Origin of the sequence: Catenuloplanes indicus (genome assembly GCF_030813715.1) — a bacterium.
Taxonomy (GTDB): domain Bacteria; phylum Actinomycetota; class Actinomycetes; order Mycobacteriales; family Micromonosporaceae; genus Catenuloplanes; species Catenuloplanes indicus.
The window spans coordinates 179413-198620 of record NZ_JAUSUZ010000001.1 but is presented as its reverse complement, the minus strand read 5'-3'; the positions used below and the strand labels follow the sequence as shown (position 1 = coordinate 198620).

The 19208-nt window shown below is 74.5% G+C and carries 21 protein-coding genes and 1 pseudogene; 10 read left to right on the top strand and 12 right to left on the bottom strand.

Annotation, left to right across the window (positions count from 1 at the left end):
- Positions 1-360 precede the first annotated feature (360 nt).
- The 6 genes and pseudogenes from J2S42_RS01175 to J2S42_RS01155 all read right to left on the bottom strand — a co-directional run bounded on the left by J2S42_RS01175 (position 361) and on the right by J2S42_RS01155 (position 5347).
- The gene (locus J2S42_RS01175; protein ID WP_307234299.1) at positions 361-1134 is read right to left on the bottom strand and encodes a nitroreductase family protein; all 774 of its coding nucleotides are present in this window, start codon (positions 1132-1134) and stop codon (positions 361-363) included.
- Between the two features lie 26 nt (positions 1135-1160).
- Positions 1161-1715, bottom strand: a complete 555-nt coding sequence (locus J2S42_RS01170) for a universal stress protein (RefSeq protein WP_307234297.1) — start codon at positions 1713-1715, stop codon at positions 1161-1163.
- 20 nt (positions 1716-1735) lie between these two features.
- Positions 1736-2014: pseudogene (locus tag J2S42_RS41845) on the bottom strand (universal stress protein); the annotation flags it as partial.
- An 18-nt stretch (positions 2015-2032) separates the two neighbouring features.
- Positions 2033-4366: a heavy metal translocating P-type ATPase gene (locus tag J2S42_RS01165; protein WP_307234295.1), complete on the bottom strand. Its 2334-nt coding sequence runs from the start codon at positions 4364-4366 to the stop codon at positions 2033-2035.
- 244 nt (positions 4367-4610) lie between these two features.
- On the bottom strand, positions 4611-4970 hold the full coding sequence (locus J2S42_RS01160; protein ID WP_307234293.1) for a spore germination protein GerW family protein: 360 nt from the start codon (positions 4968-4970) through the stop codon (positions 4611-4613).
- Positions 4967-5347, bottom strand: a complete 381-nt coding sequence (locus J2S42_RS01155; protein ID WP_307234291.1) for an Hsp20/alpha crystallin family protein — start codon at positions 5345-5347, stop codon at positions 4967-4969. The genes J2S42_RS01160 and J2S42_RS01155 overlap by 4 nt, the downstream gene beginning before the upstream one ends.
- A 194-nt stretch (positions 5348-5541) precedes the next feature.
- On the opposite strand from J2S42_RS01155, the gene J2S42_RS01150 reads away from it, so the two are divergent.
- Together J2S42_RS01150 and J2S42_RS01145 are read left to right on the top strand one after the other, a co-directional pair.
- Positions 5542-5976 (top strand): universal stress protein, encoded by a 435-nt coding sequence (locus J2S42_RS01150; protein WP_307234289.1) that lies wholly within the window; start codon positions 5542-5544, stop codon positions 5974-5976.
- A gap of 1 nt (position 5977) precedes the next feature.
- Positions 5978-6502: a flavodoxin family protein gene (locus J2S42_RS01145; RefSeq protein WP_307234287.1), complete on the top strand. Its 525-nt coding sequence runs from the start codon at positions 5978-5980 to the stop codon at positions 6500-6502.
- Positions 6503-6557: 55 nt separating this feature from the next.
- Here J2S42_RS01145 and J2S42_RS01140 read toward each other — a convergent pair whose 3' ends face one another.
- Positions 6558-6959, bottom strand: coding sequence for an OsmC family protein (locus tag J2S42_RS01140; protein WP_307234285.1), 402 nt, complete (start codon positions 6957-6959; stop codon positions 6558-6560).
- Between the two features lie 154 nt (positions 6960-7113).
- On the opposite strand from J2S42_RS01140, the gene J2S42_RS01135 reads away from it, so the two are divergent.
- From J2S42_RS01135 to J2S42_RS01125, 3 genes are all read left to right on the top strand, one after another.
- Positions 7114-7491, top strand: coding sequence for a hypothetical protein (locus J2S42_RS01135; protein ID WP_307234283.1), 378 nt, complete (start codon positions 7114-7116; stop codon positions 7489-7491).
- A gap of 372 nt (positions 7492-7863) precedes the next feature.
- Positions 7864-8325, top strand: coding sequence for a pyridoxamine 5'-phosphate oxidase family protein (locus tag J2S42_RS01130; protein ID WP_307234281.1), 462 nt, complete (start codon positions 7864-7866; stop codon positions 8323-8325).
- A gap of 132 nt (positions 8326-8457) precedes the next feature.
- Positions 8458-9222 (top strand): sigma-70 family RNA polymerase sigma factor, encoded by a 765-nt coding sequence (locus J2S42_RS01125; protein WP_307234278.1) that lies wholly within the window; start codon positions 8458-8460, stop codon positions 9220-9222.
- A gap of 2 nt (positions 9223-9224) precedes the next feature.
- Here the strand turns inward: J2S42_RS01125 and J2S42_RS01120 are convergent, their stop codons facing one another.
- Positions 9225-9419, bottom strand: coding sequence for a DUF1918 domain-containing protein (locus tag J2S42_RS01120; RefSeq protein ID WP_307234276.1), 195 nt, complete (start codon positions 9417-9419; stop codon positions 9225-9227).
- Between the two features lie 189 nt (positions 9420-9608).
- Here J2S42_RS01120 and J2S42_RS01115 point away from each other — a divergent pair, with 189 nt between their 5' ends.
- The 3 genes from J2S42_RS01115 (at position 9609) to J2S42_RS01105 (ending at position 12090) form a co-directional block, all read left to right on the top strand.
- On the top strand, positions 9609-10271 hold the full coding sequence (locus J2S42_RS01115) for a hypothetical protein (protein ID WP_307234275.1): 663 nt from the start codon (positions 9609-9611) through the stop codon (positions 10269-10271).
- Between the two features lie 30 nt (positions 10272-10301).
- Complete coding sequence (locus J2S42_RS01110; RefSeq protein ID WP_307234273.1) at positions 10302-10868, top strand: hypothetical protein; 567 nt, start codon at positions 10302-10304, stop codon at positions 10866-10868.
- A 139-nt stretch (positions 10869-11007) separates the two neighbouring features.
- Positions 11008-12090 carry a hypothetical protein gene (locus tag J2S42_RS01105; protein WP_307234271.1) on the top strand — a complete coding sequence of 361 codons (1083 nt, stop codon included), beginning with the start codon at positions 11008-11010 and terminating at the stop codon, positions 12088-12090.
- Positions 12091-12180: 90 nt separating this feature from the next.
- Here the strand turns inward: J2S42_RS01105 and J2S42_RS01100 are convergent, their stop codons facing one another.
- A complete protein-coding gene (locus tag J2S42_RS01100; protein ID WP_307234269.1) occupies positions 12181-13380 on the bottom strand; it encodes a hypothetical protein in 1200 nt (399 codons plus the stop codon).
- Positions 13381-13672: 292 nt separating this feature from the next.
- Positions 13673-14242 (bottom strand): hypothetical protein, encoded by a 570-nt coding sequence (locus J2S42_RS01095; RefSeq protein WP_307248579.1) that lies wholly within the window; start codon positions 14240-14242, stop codon positions 13673-13675.
- Positions 14243-14442: 200 nt separating this feature from the next.
- On the opposite strand from J2S42_RS01095, the gene J2S42_RS01090 reads away from it, so the two are divergent.
- Together J2S42_RS01090 and J2S42_RS01085 are read left to right on the top strand one after the other, a co-directional pair.
- On the top strand, positions 14443-15348 hold the full coding sequence (locus J2S42_RS01090) for a universal stress protein (RefSeq protein ID WP_307234267.1): 906 nt from the start codon (positions 14443-14445) through the stop codon (positions 15346-15348).
- 139 nt (positions 15349-15487) lie between these two features.
- The gene (locus J2S42_RS01085) at positions 15488-16159 is read left to right on the top strand and encodes a ferritin-like domain-containing protein (RefSeq protein ID WP_307234265.1); all 672 of its coding nucleotides are present in this window, start codon (positions 15488-15490) and stop codon (positions 16157-16159) included.
- Positions 16160-16560: 401 nt separating this feature from the next.
- Here the strand turns inward: J2S42_RS01085 and J2S42_RS01080 are convergent, their stop codons facing one another.
- Both J2S42_RS01080 and J2S42_RS01075 read right to left on the bottom strand, forming a co-directional pair.
- Complete coding sequence (locus J2S42_RS01080; protein WP_307234263.1) at positions 16561-17862, bottom strand: salicylate synthase; 1302 nt, start codon at positions 17860-17862, stop codon at positions 16561-16563.
- Complete coding sequence (locus tag J2S42_RS01075; protein ID WP_307234261.1) at positions 17859-19208, bottom strand: ABC transporter ATP-binding protein; 1350 nt, start codon at positions 19206-19208, stop codon at positions 17859-17861. The genes J2S42_RS01080 and J2S42_RS01075 overlap by 4 nt, the downstream gene beginning before the upstream one ends.

The following is a 19208-nucleotide window of genomic DNA, read 5'->3' as shown; positions in this document are numbered from 1 at the left end:
CGCTGAGCCGAGCGTGGCCGGCCCGGCCTCCGCCGGCGGCGTGCACCGGCCGTCGCCGGGCCGGCCGGTCGCGGTCATCTGGTCGACGAAGCGCAGCAGTTCCACCGCCGTCTGCAGCAGCCGCGGCTGGAACGCTCACGGCGTGTCCCCCCATCGCGCGGGCCGCGTCGGCCAGCCCGCGGAACGCCTGGCATTCGCCGTCCCGCGACGATCACCCGGGCGCGGCCCACGCCCCGGGTCAGGGCCGACAGACCCGCTCACGGAGAGGGGCGGTCACGTCGCACGCCGGCCTGCCGGGCCGGTCATCGGGAACCGGACGCGCGAGCCGCACACGCGTGCGGGGATCCGCCGCCGCCTCGGTCACGGCGGGGCGATGTCGAAGATCTCCGCGAGCGGGCGGCGGGGGGTGGCCGGTGGGTCGCCGTCGCCGAGCGGGTGGCCGGCGCGGACCAGCAGGTACGGGTATTCCCTGGCGTCCAGCAGGCGGCCGAGCGCGGGAACGGTGTCGCTGAGGGTCGCGGTCGCCAGGTCCTCGGCCGTGGCCGCCAGCAGCAGTGCCGACAGTGCCTCGCCGCCGCGCAGCCAGTGCGCCCGGTCGTCGCCCAGGCCGTGCAGGAGGAGCACGGCACCGCCGATGCCGTGCGCGGTGCGGACGGCGGCCGGCACGTCGGCACCGGTCAGCGGCCGCAGCCGGCAGCCCTCGGCCCGGACGGTACGGCTCAGCCGGTGCAGGATCCGGTCCGGCAGCCGGCCCACCGCGTACGGCCGCCGGTCGGTGCGGCGGCGCCGGACCGCATCGAGCAGCGCGCCCGCGCGCGGGTCGGGCGCGTGTGCGGTGGTCAGCCGTAGCCGGGCCAGCAGCAGTGGCTCGTCCGGCTCGGGCAGGCGGGCCACCCGCACGTCCCATCCGGCGGCCGCGATCGCGACCCGCACGTGGTGCAGCGCGGCGCCGCAACCGAACATCAGCAGCCGGCTGTCCGGATCCGGTGCCGGGGCGCGTGCGGCGTCGGCACGCAGTTCCAGTTCCGGACCGCGGATGCGCCATCGCCACGGTTGCGTGTTGCCCGCGGACGGCGCCTGCGCGGCCTGCACCACGGCGAGCAGCAGGACCTGGTCGAGACGTTCACCGGTCATGGGCGCGGGATCGCGGGCCATCGTGATCACGGCCGGGCGATCAGGACCGGGCATTCGGCGTGGTGCAGGAGCTTCAGCGCGACCGAGCCGAGGAGCGCACCGGCCAGGGTGCCGTGCCCGCGGTGCCCCACGACGACCAGCCGCGCGGTGTGCGAGACACCCACCAGTACCTTCGCCACGTCGTCCTGCGCGACGATCGCTTCCACGGTCACCTGCGGGTACTTGTCCCGGTAGGGTGCCAGGCCCTCGTGCAGAGCGGCGCGTTCGGCCGCCTCCAGCCGCTGCGGGTCGTAGACCAGCGGTGACACGTTCGCCCCCCACGGGGGGACCGGCACCGGGTAGGCGCGGATCGCGACCAGTGGCGCGTGCCGGGCGGCGGCCTCGGCGAACGCCTCCTCGACCGCGTGCGTGCCGGCCGGTGAGCCGTCCGCGCCGACGACGACCGGGCCGCCGGCGCGCTCGGTGTCACCGCGCACCACCACGACGGGGCGGTGCGAGTGCATCGCGACCTGCCGGCCCACCGAGCCGAGCACGAGCCGGTCGAACCCGCCACTGCCCCGGTGCCCGACGACGATGCGCATCGCGGACTCCTCGCCGAACCGGCGACCGCGTCCAGGGACACCGGGACGCCGGGTGCGACCGCGTCCGCGGTCTGCCGCGCGGCGCGCATGATCCGCTCGGCCTCGGCGACCGCCGGGGCGCGCAGCTGCGCGGCGCCGCCGAATCGGGCGCCCGCCCAGTTCCAGTCGTAGGCGTGCACGATACGCAGCCGCACCCCGTGCCGGCGTGCCGCGCGCGCCGCCCAGCGCACGGCCGCCTGCCCGTGCTCGGAGCCGTCCACCGCGGCCACGATCTCCGTCGTACCGCCGATATCCGTCATCCCGTCCACCTCCAGTTATCAGCGTCGATTCGCGGCGGGTGCCGGACCAGTGCCCGACGGCCCTGGACCCCGGGCCGGACGGCTCTGCGCCGCCCGGCCGTCATCGGCGGGGACGAGGCTGAACGCGCCCTCCTCCTCCTGGTCGTCGTGCAGGCGCAGAACGGCGTACAGGCCGTAGAGCAGGCGGCGCAGGTCGACCACGTCCTCCGGCTCCGCACCGGCGGTCAGGTCCGCCAGACAGCGGTCGAGGCGGTGCACCTGGTGCTCGATCTCGGCGTGGGTACGGCTCAGCGCGCCGACCGCCTCGGGGCCGAGCGCACGGGCCACGATCGGCAGCAGCTGCGCCTCCTCCGCGCGTTCGTGCGGCAGCAGTTCGGCCTTGAGCAGCGTGCACAGGTCCCGGACCGGCGCGATGTCGTACGGCGGGCCGGTCAGCGCATCGGCGACCGACCGGACCCGTTCGATCAGGCCGCGCACCGCGCGATGCTCGGCATGCAGCCGCCGGGCGACCGCGGACTCGGCCGGTGCGATCCGGGCCGGGTGCGCGCGCCCGGGTGACAGCGCGGTCAGCGCGATCCCGATCGCGGCCACGTCGATCAGCTCCTGCAGCAGCGCGCCCGCAGCCGGCGGCAGCCAACCGGCCGCGGCGGCCAGCATCGCGACCGCGGCCGCGCCCATGCCGGCCAGCGCGGCGGTCAGCGCGACGGTCCGGCACCGGCGGGCGATCAGGATCGCATCGGCCAGCACGTCGATCCGGTCCACGGTCAGTACCACATCGGCGGTCTCGGCCGACGCGGTCGCGCCACGGGCGGCGAGTGCGACACCGACGTCCGCGGCCGCGAGCGCCGGAGCGTCGTTGATCCCGTCACCGACCATCACCACCGGGCCGGTACGGCGTTCCCGCGCGACGACCGCCACCTTCCCGGCCGGGTCGCAGTCGGCGTGCACCGCGTCGACGCCGACGATCCGGCCGACCGCCTCCGCGGTGTCCGCGCGGTCGCCGGTGACCAGCACGATCCGGTCCACGCCGGCCTGCCGCACCGTGCGCAGCATGCGGGGCGCCTGCGGCCGGATCCGGTCCTCGAGGAGCAGCACCCCGGCGGGTACGCCGTCCACGCTCACGAACACCGCCAGCGAGCCGTCCAGCGCGGCACGGCGGCGGGCCGACCGCAGCCAGGCCGGTGGTTCGCCGGGGACGGCCCAGGCGAGCCGGCCGAGGCGTACCCGGCGGCCGGCCACGAGCCCCTCGACGCCGTGGCCGGGCTCCTCGCGTACCCCCGCCGGGTCTTCGGTCCGCAGACCGCGGTCGGCGGCCGCGGTCACGATCGCGGCGGCCAGCACGTGCGCGGACACCGCGTCCACGGACGCGGCCAGGCGCAGTACCTCGGCACCGTCGCCGCCGGGCGCGGCCGTCACCGCGGTCAGCACGGGCCGGCCGGCGGTCAGCGTGCCGGTCTTGTCGAACAGCAGCGTGCGGCCGGAGGCCAGCCGTTCCAGCACCGCTCCACCTTTGACGATCACGCCGGTGCGGGCCGCGCGGGACAGACCCGACATGATCGCGATGGGCACGGCCAGCAGCAGCGGGCACGGCGTGGCCACCACCAGCACCGCCACCACCCGGGCCGGGTCACCGCTCACCGCCCACGCGGCCCCGGCCAGCAGCAGCGTCACCGGCACGAACACCACGGCCAGCCGGTCGGCGGCCCGCGCGGCCGGTGCGCTCGCCGCCCGGGCGCGCTCGACCAGGCGCACCACCCCGGCGTACGTCGAGGACTCCGCGGTCGCGGTCGCGATCATCTCCACGGCGGGGCCGGCGTTCACGACACCGCTGCGCACGTCCGTACCGATGCGGCGGGACACCGGCATCGGCTCACCGGTCAGCGCGGACTCGTCCAGCGTCGCCGGGCCGCACAGCCGGCCGTCCACCGGCACGATCTCGCCGGTCGCGACGACCAGGCGGTCCCCGGCCACCACCTCCCCGGCGAGGATCTCGGTGCTGCCGGCCGCGGTCCGGCGCCGTGCGGTCCGTGGTGCCCGGGCCGCGAGCGCGCTCAGCTCCCGCCGGGCGCGCGCAGCCGCCCGCGCCTCGAGCAGCGCCCCACCGGCCAGCATCATCGCGATGACCGCACCGGCGAACGTCTCCCCGACGGCCGGCGCACCGGCCAGCGCCAGCCACGCGATCACGTCCACGCTCGGTTCCCGGCGGCGCACCGCACGGGCCAGCGTCACGGTCGAATACGCCAGGCCGAGCACCGCAGCGACGGTCCAGGCCACGTCCGCGAGCGGACCGGCACCGGCCGCCCGTGCGGCGGCACCGGCGGCCGTCAGCAGCCCGGCGACGGCGAACAACACCGTTTCCATCGTGCCAGTAGGCGACGCGTCCAGGCCGCCGCACAGAGCATCCGGCCCGTACGGCACAGGTCTTTCGGCCCATAGCCGGGCGCCGTACCGTGCTGCGCTCCCCGATCGGACCGTGCCCGGCCCGGACCGGAGACCTCGGCACCGCGCCGGTCCGGCGGGTTCCGCGGGACTGATCGTCGTCGTGCCGCCGCAGCCGGCCGGTGGCTCGCCCCGCCGGCCGGCTGTGGTGCCGCGCTCAGCCGCGCGCGGCCCGGGCCCGGATGAGCGTACGGATCGTCAGCAGCGCGGTCACCGCCACGATCTGTCCGCCGAGGATGATCCGGTTGATGTCGTAGGCCGGCCGCCAGCAGACGGCGCCGTCCCGGATGACGTACACGCCGGCCGGCTTGGCGGACAGCCCGCTACCGGCACCGGACCCCGGGCTCTCCGGTTCGCCGGGGGCGGAGATCGCCGCGGCGGCGGTGCCGTGTGCCGTCGCACCGCTGATCCTCGCGACCGGCAGAACCGTGACGCCGTCCCGGACGACCGGCGCACCGAAGACGCGATCCGCTCCCGCACTGTCGTGCAGTTCCCGGATCACGGTCTCGACCGTCATGACTCTGCCTTGATCGGGATCGGTTTGCCGGCGGTCTGGTTCTCCGCGATCAGGGCGCTGATCGTCAGGATGCCGGCCTGGTAACTCGCATCCACGGTGTCCGGCCGCAGTCCCGGCGGAACCGGGACGGTCCGGTAGAACGAGCCGTAGTGGAACTCGGAGTGCGCCTTGCCGGTGAACGACTCCTTGCGCTCGACCTTGATTTTCAACACCTCGCCGGACAGCGTGACCTCGACGTCCTTGCCGGGGTCGACACCGGGCAACTCGGCCCGGACGACGAACCGGTCGCCGTCCAGGTGCTCCTCGATCCGGATGCCCGGTCCGGGGAACGGCGACCAGGACCATCTGAGCAGGTCGAGGGGGGTCAGGGTTGACATGTGCCACCTCCTCACGGTGCTTGCACACCCAGCAGACCGCGCCGCACCGGTCCACGTCAGGGACTTTGGTCCCGACCGTCCGGCACCGGGAACCATGGGCCGTTTCCCGGGACCAAGGCCTCTGCCGGGCGGCCATCGACGATCGCCTACTGAAGGCGGAACCTGTCATGCGTACCGGCGAAGGGGTGAGACAGATGGAGAACCTGATCGTGGTCGGCGTGGACGGCTCGCCGGGCGGGCGTCGCGCACTGGAGTGGGCGATCGCCGAGGCGGCCAGAATCGGCGGTACGGTCCGGGCGGTGACCGCGTGGACCTGGGACGGTATCGACTCCGGACCGCTGACCGAGACGTCCCCGGCCGCGCAACGGCATCGCGCGGAGACACTGCTGCGCGACGAGATCGACGCCGTGCTGCGGCAGGCGCACGACCCGGTGACCGTGACCGCGGAGGCCGCGGAGAACAGCCCGGTCAACGCGCTGACCATCGCGGCCGAGAAGGCGAGCCTGCTGGTGCTCGGCAGCCACGGCCATTCCGCGCTGCGGCACCGCGTCCTCGGCTCGGTCAGCGACGGCTGCATCCGCCGCGCACCGTGCCCGGTCGTGGTGATACCGATCGACCGGGCCGCCTGAGATGGCGGCCCTGCGCGCCCTCGTCGTCTACGAGTCGATGTTCGGCAACACCGAGCTGATCGCCCGTGCCGTCGCCGAGGGCATGTCCGAGCTGCTGGAGGCGGAACCGCGGAACGTCGCGACGCAACCCCGGGCCGACGGCCAGGGCTACTGCGCCCTGGTCGTCGGCGGCCCCACCCACGCGTTCGGTCTCAGCCGCGCCGCCACCCGCCGCTCCGCCGCGGAGCAGGGCGCGACCGGCCCGGCCGAGACCGGCGTCCGGGAGTGGCTCGCGCAGTACACCTCGCTGGCGGGGACGCCGGCCGCCGCGTTCGACACCCGGATCGGCACGCCGTGGCCGACCGGGTCGGCGGCGCGGTCGGCGCAGAAACGCCTGCGCCGCCTCGGCTGCCGGATCCTGCTGCCCGCCGAGGACTTCGTCGTCACCGGCAGCACCGGGCCGCTGCGCGACGGCGAGCCGGAGCGAGCCCGCCGGTGGGGGCGCACCCTCGCCGAGATGATCGTGGCGACGCAGCCGGTCGGCTGAACGGATGCTTCCGCATCCCCCGGCGCGGCCGGTGACCCGGTCACCGGCCGCGCCGCTACCCCACGGAGATCGAGACATCAGGCGGTACGGTGAGCGTGTTGTGGACGGTGCAGTGGCCCGCCACCGCGGACAGCGCGGCGACCCGCTCGGCCGGGAAACCATCCGGAGGCCGGATCGTGATCCGGATCTCGGCGACCCGGGCCGGCCGGTCGGCGGCGAGGTGGTAGGTCGCCCGGACCCGTAGACCGGTCCGGTCGAAACCGTGCCGTCCCAGATAGCGGCCGGCGTAGAACGCCACGCACGAGGCGAGCGACGCGACGAACAACTCGACCGGCGTCGGCGCCTGGTCCGAGCCGCCCGCGTCGGCCGGCTGGTCCACCGCGAACACATGGTCACGCACCCGGATCTCATAGACGTCGGCATGGACGTGGCCGACCTCCACCGTGTTGATCGACATGGCGCCTCCTTGTCCGGTACCCACCGTCAGCGTCGTCCCCGCCGTGCACGCCGGGCACCGCCGGCCGGCACCGGTCTACGGGACGTTCGCCCCTCCCGAGCGCGGCCGGCGTGCCGCATCGTCGAGGACGAGTACCGGCACCATGGAGGTTGCCATGACAGACCAGTCGCCATCGCCGGACCGGCCACGGCCGGCGTCCGTCACAGGGCCGGGTGGCGTCTCCGTCGTGCCGGTGTCACACCGTGGCCGGCCGGTCGGCGCGTTCGTGGTCACCGGCGACGGTGCCCGCTTCGTTCCGGTGCTCGACACCGGCCGGCTGGTGCTGGCGGTGACCGCGGTCGCGGTCGCCGGTGCCGCGGCAGCCGCCGCCACCCGTCGTCCGCCCGGCCCGGCCATCCGTACCGTGAGCATGGGCCCCGGTGGCTGGATCAGCCTGCGTGGCCTGCCCGCCCCCGCACCCCGCACGGCCTCGGCGGACCGCCCGTGGTGGGCACGGCTGCTGTACGCCCGGCGGCTGGTGGTCGAGCGATGAAGGCCACGACGTCACCGTCTGCGAGGTCACCGGACCGAGCCGACACACGATCCGCTGTTCGGCTCGCCACTGATGATCGGCCTCGGTGGCGTCCTCACCGGCCCGCTGGACGATCGCGTGTTCCGGCCGGGCGCGCGCGGCAGGAGCCGATGACCGGGGTCCGGTTGCGCACCTCGGTCGCGGTGCCCCTGCGGCCGGGGAACGCCGCCGGGCCCGCGGCCGGCAACCATTCCGGTGGGATTCTGGTGCGGTTACCGGTCGGTGAGCCGGCCCCGCGCGCCCGGCTGCGGATGATCGCCACCGGGACCTTCGGCTCCGCCGGGACCGGGCGGGGTCGGTGATCGTGAGAAACGGTGAAGGCGGAGGTGTCCCATGATCGACGACCGGGCGGTGTGGAGGGCGATCGAGCACGCGTCCTTCGCCGTACTCAGCCACGTGAGCCCCGCGGGCGCACCGCGGTCCAGCGGCGTGCTGTACCGGACCGACGGCGACCGGCTGTACGCGGTCGTCGCCCGGGACAGCTGGAAGGCCCGGCACATCGCCGGTGACGGCCGGGTCGCGGTCACCGTGCCGATCCGGCGCGGCGGGCTCCTGGCGTTGCTGGTGCCGATCCCGCCGGCGACCGTCAGCTTCGCGGCGACCGCCACCGTGCATCCCGGCACCGTCCTGGAACGTCTCCCCCGGCTGGCCGCGCTCGCGCCGCCGGAGCGCCGGGCGGGCTGCGCGGTCCTGGAGATCCGGCCGGCCGGGCATTTCGTCACCTACGGCCTGGGTGTGTCCCTGGCGCGCATGCGGGACACCCGGCTGGCCCGCGCCCGGGTTCCGGTCCGCTGAGGACCGGAACCGGCCCGCGACGCAACCGGTAGGGCCGATCGGCCCTGGCGCGCACGGGAGCCGGGTCGTAATCGTCAGAGCGACGAAGGCATCGCATCAGGTGACGGCACAGTACCTCACCGGGAGACGCATATGGCCGCTCCATCACCCGCCCTTACCGCGTCCGGCGCGGAGTCCCCCGACGACCGGCTGCGCCGGCTCGCCGGGATGCCGTCCGGCGACGCTCTCCGCATCGAGCTGCGGGCGCGGGTGATCGAGGACTGGCTGCCGCTGGCCGAACGCCTGGCCTGCCGCTACGCCGGGCGCGGTGAGCCGCTCGAGGACCTCCGCCAGGTCGCCGCCGTGGCGCTGATCCTCTCGGTGGACCGCTTCGACCCCGGCCTGGGCGTGCCGTTCGCCGGGTACGCGACCCCGACCATCACCGGGGCTCTCAAGCGGCACTTCCGGGACACCGTGTGCCGGATACGCATACCGCGCCGATCGCAGGAACTGTGGGCGCGGCTGGCGTCCGCCGGCGAGCAACTGGCGCAGCGGGAACAGCGGACGGTCGGCCTCGACGAGCTGACGGCAGACCTCGGCGTCGACCTCGCGCGGGCCCGCACGGCCCGCCTGGAGGCGAGTGTCCAGTGGGTCGGCTCGCTGGACGGCGACCGGGGCGTACCGCTGCGAGAGATGGTCGGCGCCGCGGACCCGGGGATCGACGGGGTCGAGACCCGGTGCGCCCTGCGCGCCTGCCTGGCCGAGCTGCCCGCACGCGAGCGGCGCATCGTGGCGCTGCGTTTCGTGTCGGAGTTGCCGCAGCATCGGATCGCGGCGGAGGTCGGGCTCTCCCAGATGCAGGTCTCCCGCCTTCTGGCCCGCTCGATGGCCCGGCTGCGGGAACGATTCCTCGCCTAGGCTCACCGGCGGGGCGCGGCCTCGATCACCGCGTCCGGGCCGGGGAAGACCACTCCGACGTGGTCGTCGTCCGTCCACCGCACCTCGTAGGGCGGCGCACCGTCGGGCTTGCGCACCGCCGTGATGACACCGACCCGTTTCACGTCGCCCACCCGTGTACCACGGATGATGAGGCGGTCTCCCACCTGCGCGAACATGTCCCCTCCCATCGCCGGGTTCCCGCTTGAGTCTGTCCCCGGCGCCCGAACCGGGGACAGGGCCGTTGGTCCCGTTCGCGAGACGTGCGGCGGCTGTCCGGCCGTCCGTGACCTTCGGCCCTGTCCCCCGGCACCGCGGGAGCGCACGGTGACGTTGTCATCATCGGGCCTCGCGGAGTGGAGGAGACAATGCAGTCGATCATCGAATCCGGGTCTGCCGCGACGTCCTCGGCCGGTGCGGCGGTCGCGGCCATCCCCGACGCGGCGCTGCTGCACGCGGATGACCTGGGCGGTGCCGAGGTGACCGAGGTACCCGCCGGAGTCCGAACTGATCTACGTCCACCTATACCCTGCCCGGGCCTGGTCCGTTATCCCGGTGCACCGGTCACGGCACGTACGGTCGGCGGCGTCTTCTGCCGCCAGGACGAGCCGACGGTGGTGCTCGAACAGGTGGCCGTCTACCACGGCCAGGACGCGGCCCGGTACACCCGGGCGCTGCGCAACGCGCTCACCCGCTGCCCGGCCTTTCACCGGTGCTCGCACGGCACACGCTGGACGGTCCTGGACCGGGGCGTCGCCGGCGACGACTCGATACTCGTCGCGCAGGCCCGGCCGGCCGGGGGCTTCGTGGGTGAGCCGATCGTGCAGACCAGCTACCTGCTGGTCGCCCGGCACGGCACTGTCGTGATGACGCTCTCCGACATCGGCTGGGAGACCGGTGACGGGCACGAGGCCGTGATCCGCGTGCTCATGGACGTAGCGTTCGCGAGACTCGCCGAGATCCCCGGCACCGCCGGCACCGCCGGCCGTCCGCCGGCCGGCGCGGCACTGCCGCGCCGGCCGGCGGTGTAGCCCGGCGGCTGTACCCAGCGGAGTGAACCCATGTCCGTGATCCACATGGAGCGACTGCGGGACCTCGCCCGGATGCACGACCCCGGCGGCCTCCTGTCGGTGTACGTCACCGCGGATCCGCACGCGGCGACGACCGTTCCCGCGCCCTGGCAGGTGAGGCTGCCGCACCTGCTGACCGGGCTCCGCCGGCAGCTCGGCAGCATCGGCACCGGTGACCAGAGCCGGCTGCGGCTGGACGACGTCGCGCCGATGCTCACCGACCTGCTCGACGGCGGCGTGCCCGGCCGCGGCCGGGCGCTCTTCGCGGCTCTGTCGACCGGCACCGTGCGTGTCGTGCGGGTCCAGGCCGACCTGGGCGACACCGTCCGGATCGGGACAACCGCGTTCCTGCGGCCGCTCGCCGCCGTACACAGCGCACAGACACCGGCCGGCATCGTCGCCGTCGGTACGGACAGGCGCCGAGCGACACGCTCCGGCGGGCCTGAACCGGCGCGGATCCCGGCGGGGCAGAGATCCGGGCTTCGAGGCGGTGGCGGTGCGCCGATCGGGCCGAACGGCCCTGTGCCGCCGGCATCGACCGCGGTGTGCTGGATCTGAACGGTCACGAGTCGAGAAGACCGGCGACGACCAGGTAACGGGTCCGTACGGAGCACCTCGGAACGCCGTTCGCTGTTCCGGCGCGCAGCCGGATCGGCCGGTCTCCGGCCGCCCACACCGCGTACGAGGGAGGAATGCCATGCACAGGGGAAAATCATGGCCGGCCGCGCTGATCGCGGGTGTGCTCACCTGGCCTGCGGCCGCCGCACCGGCGACGGCCGGGGCCCGGCCGGAACTGACCGATCTCGGGCCCGGCGCGGTGATCGCGACGAACGGCCGCGGTGACGCGCTGATCTGGTCCGGGGATGCCCAGAAGTACCTCGTGCTCGACCACCGCCACCACGATCCGGTCGAGTTCCCCTTCCAGGGCAGGATCTACGACCCGGTGGACATGAACGAGCGCGGTGACGTGGTGACCGGCGGCCACCTCTGGCACGACGGACGGCTGACCGTGCTGCAGGACCGGGCCGGCACGCCGATGGTCGGTCAGGCGCTCAACGACCACGGCGTGGTCGCCGGGCACCGGTCGATCGGCGACTCCCAGGTGGAGCATCCCGCGATCCTCCGGAACGGCGTGATCGTCGACTTCCCGGGCTGGCAGGGGATGACGGCAGGGCGTGCGGTGGACGTCAACAACCGCGGTCAGGTGCTGGTCGATCTGTACGACGAGTCGGACGGTACGCAACGCGCCGTCATCTGGGCCCATGATCGCATCACCGACCTGGGCAGTATCGACGGCGCGCCCACCCACGGCGTGGCGATCAACGACCGCGGCACGGTCATCGGCTACAGCGGCTTCATGAGGCCGGTCCGATGGCAGAACGGCGTGCTGACCGGGCTCACCGACGGGCTCGAGATCACCAGCGGCCTGGTGTACGCGCTCAGCGAGCGCGGCGACATCGCCGGTCAGGCCAATCACAGTCCGGCGCTGTGGCGGGACGGCACGGTGATCTTCCCCGCGCCCGGCCGCGCGGGCCGGGCGACGGCGGTGAACGAGCGCGGCGACGTCGCCGGCGTCCTGGAACGCATCGACGGGGACTGGGCGGCGATCACGAATCCGTTCCGCTGGCGGCGGGGCGACACCCGGGTCTACACCCTCCCGGGCGACCAGATCACCTGGAGCACGTCAGTGAGCCTGGACATCCACGGTCGCGTGCTCGGCAGCACGGTGCTCACCGACTTCACGCAGCACATCGTGCGGTGGAACGTCCCGGCCGGCTGAACCGGCCCCGGCGGGACGGCTGAGCACACCGTCCGGCCCCGCACGGTCAGGTCCGGCGGACCCGGCACCGTGCGGGGCCGTCCGTCGTGCTCAGCCGGTGACGTGCACCGCGACCGTCGCTCCGCTGCCCGGAACGGCCTCGGCGAGTGAGCGGCCCGCGGCGGACCAGGAGGCCATCATGGCGACGGTCATCTGGCCGCCGGTCACGGAGGCGGGCTGGCGAAACGCGTACTGCCGGGTCTGCGCCGTCAGCGGTGCCGGCGCCGGCACGGTGACCAGGTAGCCGCCGACCGGCTCGTCCGTGATGGACGGCCAGTCCGGTCCGGTGGGCTCGATGCCTCCGGTGGTGGCGAACCGCAGCCGTACCGAGGCCGGGGGTGTGCCCCACCGGTGGGTCACCGTGACGGCGAGCGTCCCGGTGCGGTAACCGGCGACGGTCGGCCCCAGGGTCAGCTCACCCGCGGTGACGGTGGTCTCCGTGACGTACGGGTTGAGCGGAATGGCCGCCGTCCCGCCGGACCGGTGGAAACGGTGCCCGTCCCACCGGTAGGTGCGGTCCTGCCACGTCACCGGCACCGTGCCACCGCAGCAGTTCTGGATGTCGCCGACCCGCGCCGCGACGTCACCGTTCGCGATCACCCGGATGCTGCCGGCGGCGATGCTGCGGACCTGGCCGGTGGTCGCCAGGACCTGGCCGAGCGTGACGACCGCCCCGGCACGGTCCCGGCCGAACGCGACGACCTGCTGACTGCTGCCCTGAATCATGCATTCGAGTTCGGCGATCGTCTCGTCGGCGCCGTCTCGGTCCACGTCACCGTAGGTCACCGCACCGATGACGATCTGCTTGCCCCACGCCGTTCCCTCGTCGACGGCCCGGTCCGGGACGGTGAACAGGCCGTTGCGGAACTGCACCGGCCCGGACGGGCCGGCCACGTTGTCGGCCGGCCACGGCGGCACGTACAGCAGTGCGTTCTTCAGCACGCCGGCCGCGATCCGGCCGTCCGGCGGCGGCACCCGGGTGGGTGTGCGGGTGTCCGGTACGGACGTCGCGGCGGCCGGGCTGCCGGTGCCCGTGGGAGTGACGTGCGGAGCGGCGGACGGCACCGCGACGGGTCCTCCGCGCGGCATCCCGCCGCCGCGGACGAACAGGAGCACGGCGATCGGTGCCAGCAGGACGATCACGAGGAGCGCGGCGACGAGCACCGCCCGGCGGGCACGCCGGCGTTTCGGGGCGCCCGGTGGGGCGCCGTCCTCGACGGGCGGCACCATCGGCATGGTTGATCCGGACATCTCGCACCTCCCGGGGGTCGGATGGGTCCGCATCCCCATCGTCCGGCCCGCGGCGACGCGATACAGGGCCGTTGGTCCCGGCCGCCAGGGCGAGCGTGACGCCTACGTCCGTCAGCCGCTCGGTCTCGCAGGCGCCCTCCAGCTCGATCGACGCGATGAACTACCCGGTGCCGCCCGGTCCACAGCCATCGCATCCCAGCAGTACGCGTACCCCGGTCATCCCGTCCGCCCGGTGCGTTCTCGCACCGGGCGGCGGCTCCGGCCGGCCGTGCGTCACGGCCGGCCGGCACGGTCACTTCAGCCACGGGTTCTGCTTCACGACCGGCAGCGAGGCCCACCACCGCCCGAGACCCAGCGTGTCGCCGGCGGCGATCAGCGCCAGGCCGGCCAGCAGCGCGGCGTTGATCAGATGGTCGTCCATGAAGATGTTGTTCTCCGGCGGCAGCACGACGGTCCACATCAGCACGTACAGCAGACCACCGGTCACCGCCGCGATCCGCAGGCCGATACCCAGCAGCAACGCCACCGCGATACCGGCCAGGCCGATCATGAACAGCCAGTCGGCCCATGCCGCGCCCGCGATGTCCTGGTAGAAACCCTGGAACGGGCCGGTCGCGCCGAACGACAGGAACCCCTTGGTGGGGCTGCCGCCGTTGACCCAGGCGTTCGCGGACTCGGTCTCGTGCCCGAGCCCGAACGTCTTGTCGAGGAACGCCCAGAGGAAGATCCAGCCCAGCGCGAGCCGGATACCACCGAAGACGTACCGTGCCGCTGCCGACGGGGTGGTCCCGGTCACCGTCGCCGGTGCGGCGACCGGCCTCCCGGTTCCGCCGGTGGCCGGTCGCTCAGCCATCGCTGTCATGGTGCTCACGTCCCTTCCGGTACGGATACCTGATAGCCCCATTCGGACGTACGCCGCCACCGGCGGGGAGGGCCGAACGGCCCGTTCCCCGGCGGCGATCCGGCCGTGCCACACACCGCGGTTCCGGGCCGGAAGACCCTGTGCGGTGGTACGCCGCCGCGCTGTCCTGGACGTGAGGCCGAAACGGTGAGGAGGCCGACATGACCACGCGTGACGTGCTCGGCACGGGTTACCTCGGCACGGTCAACCGCTATCTGGATACGTCCGCCCGGCCGTCCCGGCCGTCCCGGCCACGCCGCTCCGCGCCAGCCGAACGCCACGCGGTCGTCGTCGGCGCGGACACCACGGCAGCGGCCTCGATCGCGGTCGACCATGCCGCGATCGAGGCCGCGCTTCGCGGCTGGGAGCTGCACATCGTGCACGCACAGCCGCGGGCGGCCACCGCTCACGGCCGCTCCGTGGCCCGAGACCACGGCGCCGCGCTGCTGGAGCGGATGTGCGACCGCGTACACAGCGGAACGGACACCGTACCGGTGACGTCCCGGCTCGTCGTCGGCTCGCCGGTCTCCTGCCTGCTGGGTGAGACCGCCCCCGGCGACCTGCTGGTCGTAGGCGCCGGGCACACCCGTGCCGCCGGCCTGCTGGCCGGTGCCACCAGTAATGACGTCGCCGCCCGGCACCGCGGCACCGTCCTGGTGGTACGCATGCCCGGTATACCGCTGAGTGCGTCGTGGGCGGCCCGGCCGCTCGTGACGGGTTTCGACGGATCGCCGTGGTCGGAACGCGCGGTGCGGTTCGCGCTCGAGGAGGCGACGCTGCGCGCCTGTGAGTTGACGGTGCTGTGGTCGCTACCGGTCTGGATGAGCCGCGCCGACGCCCAACTGCGCAGGTCCCGCCTGGAGGCGGAGGCCGCCCGCAACGGTGTCATCACGCACCTGCTCGAGATCGACAGCGGCGCGCGGGACCGGTTCGTGCGGGAGTCCGCGCATGCCGCCGCGATGGTGGTCGGCTCGCGCGGGATCGGCGGCCTCGGCGGGCTGCTGCTCGGCTCGGTCAGTCAGGCGCTCATCCACCGGGCGCACTGCCCGGTATTCATCGTCCACTGACGGCACCGCTGCACCGTCCGCGGGCGGGCGTCCGCGCAGCCATGCCGGGCCGGCAGCCGCTTTCTCCGTGCGGCCTGTACACCGGCCGCACGCGGTCCCCGCTCGGGAGCCTCGTCGTGGGATGCATGAGGGAGGAGTCATGAACACCATCACCCGCCGTGCGGCGACGCTCGTCGCCGCCGGAGTTCTGGGCCTGGAAGGGCTCGCGGTCGCCGCTCCGACGCTGGCCGGTGGAGGCCCGTTCGGCGGCCCCGGCCCGGCGAGCCCGGCCGTCACGGACCGCCCCGGCCCTTGGCTGATGGGCGGGCCGGGGATGGGGCAGGGCCACGGTCGGGGTGCCTGCGCAGGGCGGACCGTCACCGCCGCCCAGGGCAGCCTCACCGACGCGCAGCGGGTCACGCTGGCCTCGCTGGCGCAGGAGGAGAAGCTCGCCCATGACCTGTACGCCGCCTTCGCCGCCCGCTACGACGCGGTCGTGTTCGACCACGTCGCCGCGGCCGAGAGCCGTCACCTGGACGCGATGCGCACGCTGCTGAGCCGGTACCGCGTGACCGACCCGACCGCAGGACGGCCGGCCGGTACGTTCACCGATCCCGCCGTCCAGGCGAGGTACGACGATCTGCTCGCGCGCGGCGCCGAGCGCAGGTCCGCGGCGCTCGCCGTCGCCCGGCAGGCTGAGCGGGACGACATCGCCGCACTGACGGCCGCGCTCAACGGGCTGACCGCGCCGGATGCCCGGCAGGTCTACACCCACCTGCTGGCCGCGTCCGAGCGGCACCTGATCGCCTTCACCCGATGGCCCCGCAGGTGAGATCCGCTCGATCCGGGCTCGCGGCCTCACGCGGTGCCGGGCACGTCAGCCCGCGCCCGGCACCAGCAGCGTGACGGCCACCCACGACCGGGCCACGCTGCGCCCGGCGGAAAGTCCGGGGCGAACGCCAGCAGGTTCCCGCGTCTGGCCCGCAGGAACCTGCTCGACCTCCCGGTCGCGTCACCGCGCTGACCGGCATCCACGGCACGTCGGCAAGGACTGCCTGGTCGCCTGCACCGGCACCCTCTACGCGGTTCCGGCCCACAAGGTCCGCGTCCGCTCAGCGCGAGTCCTGCGCCGGCCCTGGGAATGCCCGGTGATCCCGGAACGGCTCACCCCGGCCCGGGGCGGCCCGATGATGTCCTCGCCATGCAGCCCGCGCGCTCCGGCGGCGTGCATGGTCATCGGGCCGGGACGAGGAACCGGGACACGCTGAGCAGCTTCTCGCGGGTCTCCTCCAGTTCGCGGGCCGGGTCCGACTTCGCGACCACGCCGGCGCCGGCCCGCAGCCAGGTGCGGCCCGCGTGCCGGAACACGCTGCGCAGTACCAGGGCCGCGTCGAGCGTGCCGTCCGCGGCGGCGGTGAGCACGGCGCCGCTGTACAGGCCGCGGTTCGGCTCGGTCTGGCGGATCAGGTCGCAGGCGGCGCGTTTCGGCACGCCGGACGCGGTGATCGCCGGGAACAGCACGGACAGCGTGTCCCACGCGGTGGCGCCGTCCGCGAGCCGGCCGCTGACCTCGGAGGCCAGATGCTGAACGCTGCCGCGTTCCTTGACCGACATGAAGTCCTGCACGTGTACGGTGCCGGGCGCGCAGACGGTGGCCATCTCGGTGGCGGCCAGATGCACGGAGATCGCGTGCTCGAAGACCTCCTTGGTGTCCCGGTACAGTTCGCCGCGCCGGGCCAGGTCGAGCCGCGGGTCGCCGGCCAGCGCGCGGGTGCCGGCCAGCGGCTGGGTGACCACGGTCCCGTGCGCGGTGACCCGGGCGACGATCTCCGGGCTGAATCCGGCGGCCGCCCAGCCGCCCAGGTCGAGCAGGAACGAGCGGGCCGGGTCGTTGCCGCGCCGCCCGGCCAGATACGTCGCGGGCAGGTCGATCTCGCCGGGGACCGGGACGATGCGGGACAGGATCACCTTGTCCAGCGCGCCGCTGCGGATGGTGTCGATCGCCTCCGCGACGGCCTTGCGGTACAGCTCGGCCTCGTCGCCGTCCGGGCTCACCGTGACGCGGTCCCCGGACGGCGGCGCGGCGGCGTCGGTGATCGCGCGTTCCAGCCGGTCGTGCAGCCGGTTCATCTCCGCGTCGTCGACGGCGGTCAGCACCGCGGTGTCGCCCGCGAACCGGATCTGCCGCCGCGGCACGATCAGGTGCGCGGTGGTGTCCTCGGTGGGCCGGTGGACGTGCTCGAACGACACCCAGCCGAAGACGCGCCAGTCGGTGGCCGGGAGCGCGCCGAGTGCCGACCGGACGCCGTCGAACAGCGCCGGGCCGGCGGCGAAGTCCTGCCGGCGGCCGTGGCCGAGGCGCAGTGCGGCGGTGCCGCCGGAGACGACGACGCTGGCCTGCGCCCCCTCGGCGAACCAGACCTCGCCCGGCTGTTCGTAGACGACGTGCTGGTCGCGGGCACCGGCCGCGAGCGCGGCCGCGGTGGCGATCGGGTCGCCGGAGAACGGGACGGTACGGCGGACCTGCGTGGTCACGTGCGATGCTCCTCAGGGTCGGGTATTCGCACCACGCGCTGGGCGGCGCGGGTGATCGTTTCCGGGTCGTGGCTGATCAGCAGCACGCCGAGGCCGTCCCGCTCGCTCAGTTCGGCGAGCAGGTCCAGCACCGCGTGTGCGGTGTGCCGGTCGAGTGCCGAGGTGATCTCGTCACAGACCAGCACCCGGGGTACGGCCGCGAGCGCGCGGGCAAGGTTGAGTCGCTGGCGTTCGCCGCCGGAGAGCGCGCCCGGCCGTCGATGTGCCGCGGATTCCGGCAGCCGGACGCGCCGGATCAGCTCGTGCGCCCGGTCGTCCACATCGGAGGGTGAAATCGCGTGCAGCGGGCGGCGCAACGCCCGCAGCGCGGTCTCGCGCGGGTTGAGCGCGCCGACGGAGTCCTGGCCGACGAACTGCACCGCCCGGCGCTGAGCGAGTGTGCGGTGCGCCGCGGCCGGGGCGAGGTCGGCGCCGTCCAGCGTGATGCGGCCGCCGGTTCGGGCGGTCAGGCCGGCCACGCATCGGGCGATCGTGCTCTTGCCCACGCCGGACGGCCCGGTCAGCGCGGTGCAGCCGCCGGGCGCCACGTCGAAGGACACGCCGTCGACCACGGTCCGCCGCCCGTAGCCGGCCCGCAGGTCACGGACCTGTAGCGACACGCCGGCTTCGGAGGTCTCCGCCGTCGCCGCGCGCCGGGGCGGCGTACCCGTGACGGTGGGCCGGGGCCCCAGGTGAACGATGCGGTCGGCGAGCGCCTCGGCCAGCGCGGTGTCGTGCGTGATGAGCAGGGCCGCGCAACCTCGCTCGCGCAGGTGCACGGCGAGCCGGTCGCGCAGGTCCCGGGCGAGCGGCCGGTCGAGCCCGCTGGTCGGCTCGTCCAGGATCAGCAGCCGCGGATCCGCCGCGACCGCGATGGCCAGCGCCACCCGCTGTGCCTGCCCGCCGGAGATCTCCCACGGCCGCCGCCGGCGGAACGCCCGCTCGGTGGGCAGGTCCATCGCGGCCAGCAGCTCGGTCACCCGGTCGCGCCCGGCGGCCTCGGCGAGCTGCGCACCGATCCGCCGGGCCGGGTTGAGCGCGGCGGCCGGATCCTGGCCGAGGAAAGACACCACGGTGCCGCGCAGTGCCCGCCCGCCCGGCCCGAACGGGTCGACGCCGCCGACCCGCACGGTCCCGGACCGGACACGCAGCCCGGGCCGCAGGTGCCCGAGCAGGCTGAGCGCCAGCGTGGTCTTGCCGGCCCCGGACGCGCCGAGCAGCCCGACCACCTCACCGGCCCCGATGGTAAGGCCGGCGCCGTCGACGACCGGGTCGCCGTGGTCCGGCCCGATGGTCAGCCCGGTCAT

What these genes read in the sequence shown, in the direction of transcription:
- J2S42_RS01125 (WP_307234278.1), top strand. Translation starts at nt 8,458, where the DNA reads ATGGCCGCTCCATCACCCGCCCTTACCGCGTCCGGCGCGGAGTCCCCC.
- J2S42_RS01100 (WP_307234269.1), bottom strand. Translation starts at nt 13,380, where the DNA reads ATGTCCGGATCAACCATGCCGATGGTGCCGCCCGTCGAGGACGGCGCC.
- J2S42_RS01175 (WP_307234299.1), bottom strand. Translation starts at nt 1,134, where the DNA reads ATGACCGGTGAACGTCTCGACCAGGTCCTGCTGCTCGCCGTGGTGCAG.
- J2S42_RS01115 (WP_307234275.1), top strand. Translation starts at nt 9,609, where the DNA reads ATGCAGTCGATCATCGAATCCGGGTCTGCCGCGACGTCCTCGGCCGGT.
- J2S42_RS01155 (WP_307234291.1), bottom strand. Translation starts at nt 5,347, where the DNA reads ATGTCAACCCTGACCCCCCTCGACCTGCTCAGATGGTCCTGGTCGCCG.
- J2S42_RS01170 (WP_307234297.1), bottom strand. Translation starts at nt 1,715, where the DNA reads ATGCGCATCGTCGTCGGGCACCGGGGCAGTGGCGGGTTCGACCGGCTC.
- J2S42_RS01150 (WP_307234289.1), top strand. Translation starts at nt 5,542, where the DNA reads ATGGAGAACCTGATCGTGGTCGGCGTGGACGGCTCGCCGGGCGGGCGT.
- J2S42_RS01075 (WP_307234261.1), bottom strand. Translation starts at nt 19,208, where the DNA reads ATGACCGGGCTGACCATCGGGCCGGACCACGGCGACCCGGTCGTCGAC.
- J2S42_RS01105 (WP_307234271.1), top strand. Translation starts at nt 11,008, where the DNA reads ATGCACAGGGGAAAATCATGGCCGGCCGCGCTGATCGCGGGTGTGCTC.
- J2S42_RS01120 (WP_307234276.1), bottom strand. Translation starts at nt 9,419, where the DNA reads ATGTTCGCGCAGGTGGGAGACCGCCTCATCATCCGTGGTACACGGGTG.
- J2S42_RS01135 (WP_307234283.1), top strand. Translation starts at nt 7,114, where the DNA reads ATGACAGACCAGTCGCCATCGCCGGACCGGCCACGGCCGGCGTCCGTC.
- J2S42_RS01160 (WP_307234293.1), bottom strand. Translation starts at nt 4,970, where the DNA reads ATGACGGTCGAGACCGTGATCCGGGAACTGCACGACAGTGCGGGAGCG.
- J2S42_RS01140 (WP_307234285.1), bottom strand. Translation starts at nt 6,959, where the DNA reads ATGTCGATCAACACGGTGGAGGTCGGCCACGTCCATGCCGACGTCTAT.
- J2S42_RS01085 (WP_307234265.1), top strand. Translation starts at nt 15,488, where the DNA reads ATGAACACCATCACCCGCCGTGCGGCGACGCTCGTCGCCGCCGGAGTT.
- J2S42_RS01130 (WP_307234281.1), top strand. Translation starts at nt 7,864, where the DNA reads ATGATCGACGACCGGGCGGTGTGGAGGGCGATCGAGCACGCGTCCTTC.
- J2S42_RS01090 (WP_307234267.1), top strand. Translation starts at nt 14,443, where the DNA reads ATGACCACGCGTGACGTGCTCGGCACGGGTTACCTCGGCACGGTCAAC.
- J2S42_RS01110 (WP_307234273.1), top strand. Translation starts at nt 10,302, where the DNA reads ATGTCCGTGATCCACATGGAGCGACTGCGGGACCTCGCCCGGATGCAC.
- J2S42_RS01095 (WP_307248579.1), bottom strand. Translation starts at nt 14,242, where the DNA reads ATGACAGCGATGGCTGAGCGACCGGCCACCGGCGGAACCGGGAGGCCG.
- J2S42_RS01145 (WP_307234287.1), top strand. Translation starts at nt 5,978, where the DNA reads ATGGCGGCCCTGCGCGCCCTCGTCGTCTACGAGTCGATGTTCGGCAAC.